Annotated in this window: 7 protein-coding genes; 2 read left to right on the top strand and 5 right to left on the bottom strand. The window is 69.0% G+C overall.

Translation table 11 applies throughout. From position 1 onward, the window contains the following. Positions 1 to 161 precede the first annotated feature (161 nt). Positions 162 to 560: a VOC family protein gene (locus tag ACWDAK_RS40280; protein WP_344641258.1), complete on the bottom strand. Its 399-nt coding sequence runs from the start codon at positions 558 to 560 to the stop codon at positions 162 to 164. A gap of 94 nt (positions 561 to 654) precedes the next feature. Between ACWDAK_RS40280 and ACWDAK_RS40275 the strand changes: the two genes are divergently transcribed. Beyond that, positions 655 to 1,644 carry a helix-turn-helix transcriptional regulator gene (locus ACWDAK_RS40275; protein WP_427396253.1) on the top strand — a complete coding sequence of 330 codons (990 nt, stop codon included), beginning with the start codon at positions 655 to 657 and terminating at the stop codon, positions 1,642 to 1,644. Positions 1,645 to 2,358: 714 nt separating this feature from the next. Beyond that, positions 2,359 to 3,483: an NYN domain-containing protein gene (locus tag ACWDAK_RS40270; RefSeq protein WP_427396252.1), complete on the top strand. Its 1,125-nt coding sequence runs from the start codon at positions 2,359 to 2,361 to the stop codon at positions 3,481 to 3,483. A 359-nt stretch (positions 3,484 to 3,842) separates the two neighbouring features. On the opposite strand, the gene ACWDAK_RS40265 is transcribed toward ACWDAK_RS40270, so the two are convergent. The 4 genes from ACWDAK_RS40265 to ACWDAK_RS40250 form a co-directional block, all read right to left on the bottom strand. Beyond that, positions 3,843 to 4,700 (bottom strand): class I SAM-dependent methyltransferase, encoded by an 858-nt coding sequence (locus tag ACWDAK_RS40265; RefSeq protein ID WP_427396251.1) that lies wholly within the window; start codon positions 4,698 to 4,700, stop codon positions 3,843 to 3,845. 23 nt (positions 4,701 to 4,723) lie between these two features. Further along, positions 4,724 to 5,068 carry a VOC family protein gene (locus ACWDAK_RS40260; RefSeq protein ID WP_344641599.1) on the bottom strand — a complete coding sequence of 115 codons (345 nt, stop codon included), beginning with the start codon at positions 5,066 to 5,068 and terminating at the stop codon, positions 4,724 to 4,726. 1 nt (position 5,069) lies between these two features. After that, positions 5,070 to 5,249 (bottom strand): ribbon-helix-helix domain-containing protein, encoded by a 180-nt coding sequence (locus ACWDAK_RS40255; protein WP_344641598.1) that lies wholly within the window; start codon positions 5,247 to 5,249, stop codon positions 5,070 to 5,072. A gap of 593 nt (positions 5,250 to 5,842) precedes the next feature. After that, positions 5,843 to 6,007, bottom strand: a complete 165-nt coding sequence (locus ACWDAK_RS40250; RefSeq protein ID WP_425557893.1) for a hypothetical protein — start codon at positions 6,005 to 6,007, stop codon at positions 5,843 to 5,845. Between the last annotated feature and the right edge of the window lie 647 nt (positions 6,008 to 6,654).

The following is a 6,654-nucleotide window of genomic DNA, read 5'->3' as shown; positions in this document are numbered from 1 at the left end:
CAACCTCACCAAGCGAATAACGGACGAAAGCACACCAACCTGGCGAGGAACCTACTAGGGCATAAAGGGCAATTCGCCCACACTAAACGCCCTCTCAGATGATCTGGTCCGTATGGAACGTGCTGTCGGAAGTGGCCCCTGCCCGGGCGGCCGTGCTGTCGTCAGCGGGCGAACTTCTCGATGGCCACCGGCGTGACGGGGGTGAAGAAGTTGACGAGGTTGCCGTCGGGGTCACGGAGCAGGAGCGAGCGGTTGCCCCAGGGCATCGTGGTGGGCTCGGTCACGAAGTCGGCGACGAAATCGGCCAGGTTCCGGTACACGCCGTCCACGTCGGCGACGAGGAATTCGATGATCACGGTGTTGTTGTCGGCCGGACGGGCGGAGCCGGGCGCGAACAGTGCCACGGTGCGGGTGCTGCCGATCGCGAGGGTCGCGCTGGCGGTCCGCAGTTCGGCGAAGTCCTCGGTGGACCAGTCCGCCCGCACTCCGGTGGCTCGCTCGTAGAAGTCGACGAGGCGCGCGATGTCGCCGGTGATGATCCGGGTCGAAACGAAGTCCATGGTGCTCTCCTCGGGTTGGTGAAGTCGTTGCACCTCGGACGCTAGAGCAAATAGTGGACAGAATCGGTCCGGTATCAACGCTAGGCTCGTGGACATGGCTCGACCTACCAGCCGCGTGCTCACCCTCCTGGAACTCCTGCAGTCGGGCGGCATCAGAACGGTGGCCGAACTCGCCGACCGGCTCGGCGTCGACGGGCGCACCGTGCGGCGGTACGTGGACCACCTGGTCGACCTCGACATCCCCGTCGAGGCGGTCCGTGGCCGCTATGGCGGGTACCGGCTCGCCCCCGGGTACCGCCTGCCTCCGCTCATGCTCAACGACGACGAGGCGCTCGCCGTGCTGCTCGGCCTCGTCGCCGGCCGCAGGACGGGGTTGCTGACGGCGACTGAGACCGCGGGCGAGACGGCAGCGGCCAAGATCCGCCGGGCACTGCCCGAGCGTCTGGCCCGTCGGCTCGACGCCGTCATGGAATCCCTCGCCTTCACGGCTCCGCCCGGGGAGTTGGCCACCCCGGAGACAGGGGTCCTGCTCGCCATCGCCGATGCGGTACGCCATCGCCGCCCGATCTCGATCAGGTACACCACCCGAGACGGCCGACGAAGCGAACGCACGCTGCACCCGTACGGGATCGTCACCCATACGGGCCGGTGGTACGTCACGGGCACCGATCCCGAGATCGGCGAGGACCGGACTTTCCGGCTCGATCGCATCGCGGACGCGAGGACGCTGCCAGGCTCGTTCGAGCCGCCCGCTGGACTCGATCCGGCACAGCGCGTCCTGTCAGGGCTTGCCAGGGCCGCGTACCGGCACGAAGTGACCCTGCGGATCCATGGGACGGTCGAACAGATCCGCACCCGACTTCCCGCCAGCGTCGCGAGCGTGGAGGGGCCCGCGCCCGCGGAAGGAACAGATCCGCACACCGAGCGTTGGCTCCATGTCGAGTTGAGAGCAGAGCGGCTCGACTGGTTGCCTCCCGTCCTCGCCTCGCTCGACCGGCCGTTCGTCATCGAGCGACCGGACGAACTCCGAGACCTCGTCATCGCGCTCGCCGACCGGCTCACCATCTCTGCCCGCCAAGCCTGACGTCGCCATCTACTGCGAGAATCCCCGCTGCGGGTTCCCAAGCCACTTGGCCTCCGGTCCGCACGGGTCGGGCACCGGGACATCAGGGACGGACCAGATCAACTGAGACAACACCCGACATCCAGGCTTCCGGGACCAGACCACTTGAGATCTTCGGCGGTCCGGCGTCTCGATTGTTCTGGTCGCCGCAGGTCACGGCCCTGGATCCGGACCAGATCAGTTGAGACGGGACACCAAACTTCGGTGAGACGGGTCAATGTCCTGTGACAGCTGATCTTGACCGTTTGCCAAGCGATCTTGACCGCCGGACTATCAGCGGCAGGTCCAGTAGCTGTTGCGGGCTGGCTGCCTGCGTCGCCCATCGGTCGGGCGAGTCACCACAACCGCCGTCCTCGTACGAGACCCGGTCGCCCGCCGCGACGAACACCAGCCTGTCCGTTGGCCAGGCGGGGGCCATGGCTTGGGAGACCGCGGACACCATGCCGAACGGCACAGCCCGGGTGCTCGCGGACTCCGACGGCATGCCGATCGGCACATGGTCCTCTCCCGGCCGTTGGACGAGGCTTGGAGCCGGCAACGCATCCGTACGGGTGCGCCCCACCGCTCGGCCGTACGGTCTCCCGATCGACCTCTCTGGACCGGTACGCGCTCGGCGGCAGCCTTTGACCCACGAGACGACTCCCGCCCAGGGCGGTGAGGGAGAGGACGCCCGCGATGGCCGGAGCAGTCGTTGAAGCGCACCAGGAGGAAAGTCCGACGGCGACCGCGCAGGCCGCTTCCCGGCGCTGGTGGTCCAGGTGGCCCGAGTGGTCCTCATACCTGGCGGTTGCGTGGTCCCTGCTCTACGGGCTGGCCGGACTGTACTGGGCCCTGGGGGGTGAGGGATACCCCTTCCGGAAGACGGCCGACGACCGTGCCTCGGCATCGATCCTCGAACCCAGCAGCGCCTCCGTGGTCGCGCCCGTGATCGCGGTGTTCTGCGCGGTCGGCGCGCTCGTCGGGGCGCTCATGATCCGCGGCTGGGGAACCGCCTGGCAGCGCAAGGCGCTGCTGGCCTACGGATGGCTGTCCGTCTGCGTGCTGACCTTCCTGGTTCCCGACTACTCACTGCTCGGTCTGCTGGTGTTCTCGCCACTGCTGCTGGTGTTCGCCTTCACCGGTGTGCCGGGGAACCAGACCCTGGGCGACATCCTGTACTGGCACCGCGGGAACCCGGTCATCGTCTTCGTCGGCGGTCTGCTGTGGGCCGCGATGACGCTGGCGTACCAGCGGCGCACCAGCGGGCAGTGCGGGCGGTGCGGGCGCGGCGCCGTGGCCGCCGCGCCGTGGACCGAGGCGGCCACCGCGCTGCGCTGGGGGCGCTGGGCGGTGTGGACAGCAGTGATCTCGACCCTCCCCTACGACATCACCCGACTCGCCTGGTACTTCGGCTGGCCGTTGGGGATCAGCGACGCGTTCCTGAAAGACATGCGGGACACGCCGTACATGCTGGAGATCGGCCTGGGGCTGGGGATCGTCTCCACACTGGGCAGTCTCCTGACGCACGGTCTGGTCAGCCGGTGGGGTGAGGTGTGGCCGCGCTGGGTGCCCGTCAAGAGGGGCAAGAGGATCCACCCGGCCACCGCGATCGTTCCAGCCTCGATCGTGTCGGTCGTCCTGATCCCCGGCGGGCTGATGAACATCCGGGGCTACGACGCCGCGATGCCGGGCACCAACGGACCCGGCATGTTCTGGCTGGTGTGGGGAGCGGCACTGGGCGTCGCGACCTACTCGTACTACCTGCGACGCCGTGGCGGGTGCCGGTACTGCGGACAGGGACAGCGCTTGTCCACGCTCTGACAGACGGCACCCCGGCGCCCGCTGTTTCAAGAAGCGATCTCCGCCGGTTCGGGAAACTCTCCAGCGGCCGCCATCCCGCCCTGCTCACCGCCACTCGTGAACGCCCGTACTGGGAGACAGCACTACGCACTCGCCCCGCACGCCGTACGCCAGCGCGGCAACAGCCACCGTTCCCGCATCCCCACCGGTCAAGATCACATGGCAGAAGCCTGGTGGCCGTCAAGATCATCTGACAAACAATCAAGATCATTTGGCGCGGGACAGTAAGGACCCGACGGCATCGCCGTCGGGCCCCAGGCCGCCGCCGAGGCGGACGACTGGCTGGACCGTCCTTGCCCGGTTCGACGGGTCGACGAGGGTCAGGTGGTGGCGAGCAGCACGTCCTCTCCGGTCGACGGGCGAAGGCCGTCGGTGCGATCGGCGAAGTAGCGCCCGGCGTGCGAAGCCCCAGACACGTGTCGGGCGTCCGCGAAACCGGATTCGCGGGCGAGGGCCAGCATCTCCTCCGGGGTGTAGAAGCTGATGAACGGCGTTCCGGACGCTCGCGCACCTTCCCTGCTCGCCCGCAGGCCGGGGCGGTCGGCCTCGTCGAGCAGGTCGGGCGGCAGGAGGAAGGTCATCGCGAGTGTGGAGCCGGGGGCGAGCCCGGCGATCTGGCGCAGGGTGGCCGCGGTGGCGTCCTCGGTGAGGTACATGGTGACGCCGGTGGACGCGATGAACGCCGGCCGACCGGGGTCGAAGCCGACGGCAACCAGCTTCTTCAGCCAGTCCTCGCTCGCCTCGAAGTCGACCGGCACCAGTTGCAGCCAGTCGGGGATGCCGTAGCCCAGTTCGACCAACCGGCGGCGCTTCCACGCCTGCGGGCCGGGCTGGTCGACCTCGAAGACCCGCAGGCGGGAGGCGGTCTCCGGCCTGCGTTGGGCGAAGGTGTCCAGCCCGGCTCCCAGGATGACGTACTGGGTGACGCCGCGGTCGGCCTGCTCGATGACCAGGTCCTCGATGAACCGGGCGCGGGCTGCCATGGCCGCCCGGAACCCGCTGGTGAGGTGCGGGTCCATGTCGGGCCGGTGGCGCCAGTCGCCGTCGGGGGCCGACAGCTCCAGGCCGATCTCGTCCTCGAACACGTGCGGCGGCCGGTCGACCTGGACGTGCATCGCCCGCCAGAGGGCGGTCCGCACCGCGGTGCCGTCCGGCGCCGCGGTCGCTTCGTCTGCCATGGTGTTCCCCTTCTCCGCCGCAGTCAGTTCTTGACCGGAGCCTGGAGGCTCCACAGCCGCCCGTCGGGGTCGCGGACCGTCATCAACCTGGTCCCGAAGTGGGTGTCCTCGAACGGCGTGACCACCTCGACGGACGGATCGGCACGGAACGCGTCCGCGTCCGGCACCTTCAGCACGACCTGCACCTGAGGCTCCCGGTCCTCGGGGACCTCCGCGATGAAGACGTAGGGACCGTCGCCGTTGCGGAGTTGGCCGGAGCTGTGGCCCGTCTCGAACTCCAGGTCGTAGCCCAGCGCCTGGAAGAAACGTGCCGCCTTGCCCCAGTTGTGGGTCTCCAGGAACAGGGCCTCGATTCCCTCGGTCGCCATGTCAGGCCTCCTTCTCGGTCGATTGGCTCTCTTGCCCATGGGCGTCGTCGAGGTAGGCACGCAGCGCCTCGGCGACCAGCGCCGACAGCGACATGCCCGACTCGATGGCGCGGTACTTCACCTGCTTGATCAGCCCGATCGGCAGGTACACGTTGAACTGCTTGACTTCCTCATCGCCCACGAGACCAGGCTAACTCGTTGCTAGCATGCTAGCAAGATAGCCCGACCACCAAGGCCGGGCGCGATCCCGAGGTGCTGCGGCTGGTGCTCCGCGTCAACCCGGTGCTTACCACCGCGCCAGTCCCCGAGGAGCAGGTGCCGCAGCGGGGAAACCTCCGGCAGGTCGCCGGGTGACTGGCCGACGCCGTCCGGGAGCCGGCTGCGGATGCGCGCGGCGGGCGGCGGGCGGCGGCAACGGGCAAGGCACGGCGTGCGGCAGGCCGGTGGCCCGGGTGATCGCCGGCGGCGCACGGTGGAGGCGGTGAGCACGCCCGTACCCGCCTGGCCGCAGCCGGAGCAGCTGCATGTCCGCCACCACGCAGCCTTCGCCTGCGTGGAGGCCGAACTGGCCGACGGCGAAAGCAAGCTGATGCGCCTGCGCTACACCGGCGCCGTCGGCAGATGGGGATCCACCCCCTACTACGCGAGGACTCCCTGGCGCCCACCGGCCAAGCCCCATGGGAGCCGCCGCAGACGCACTCGACTGTGCCTGCCGGCTCCACCTCGCCGTCCCCGACATCTGACCAGACGCCAGCCACAGCCCCACCTCCGCCGTCAACCCCCGAAGGACTTCCGGAGCCGACCACTCAGCGAGACACCGAGGACGAGCATGTCGCGGGCCGCGTCCGCTAACGGTGTCGCCAGTTCCAACTCGCCGCGGTTCAGTCCGCCGATCCGGGCGTCGAGCACCGCATGGGTGCCTGCCTCGGACAAGGTCACGACCCGGGCCTGGGGGAACGCCACAGCACTCCCATCCGGCGCGGTCGGACCGCCGAACGCCTCGCGATTGGCGGGCGTGTCCGGAGTGTCCATGAAGAACCCGTCGACGGCGCCTACCCGCATCCCTCGCCAGAAGGCGCCGGGCGCCCCGTCCGGGGCGACCGGGCTGGTTCCAAGCCGCCGGCGCCCACATCCCTCAGGGCCAACAGGGTCACTCAAGGTTCCGCGAGAAGGGCCGCCCGGTTCCAACATGCGTGGCCAGGTTCCAACTATCGCGTCCCGGCTCAGCACTGACCGCAAGCCGAACGCTCAGGTGGCCAAATCAACCACTCACTGGCCAACTGGTGTGACTGAGCGCTCGACTTGGCCAGTTGAGGAAAGCCCCTGACCAGCGATGATGCCCCCAGCGATTCCCCCGCGGGACGGACAACGGAGCTTCGCGGGTCGCTGACCGGGGAGAACGCCGTTGCTCACCCGGCCACCTCGACCGCGCACTGGCCAAGTCGAGCGCTCAGTCACAACTGAAGCCGAAGCAGCGGTGCGGCGGGAGGGCTACAGCTCGACGTCCATCCAGGCGATGTCGTTCAGCTCGACGTCGAGGCCGCGGGCGCGGCGGCCGCGGTCCTTGAAGTACTCGTCCCGCAGGG

Source organism: Kitasatospora sp. NPDC001175 (assembly GCF_053598215.1).
This window is presented reverse-complemented; position numbering and strand designations above follow the sequence as displayed.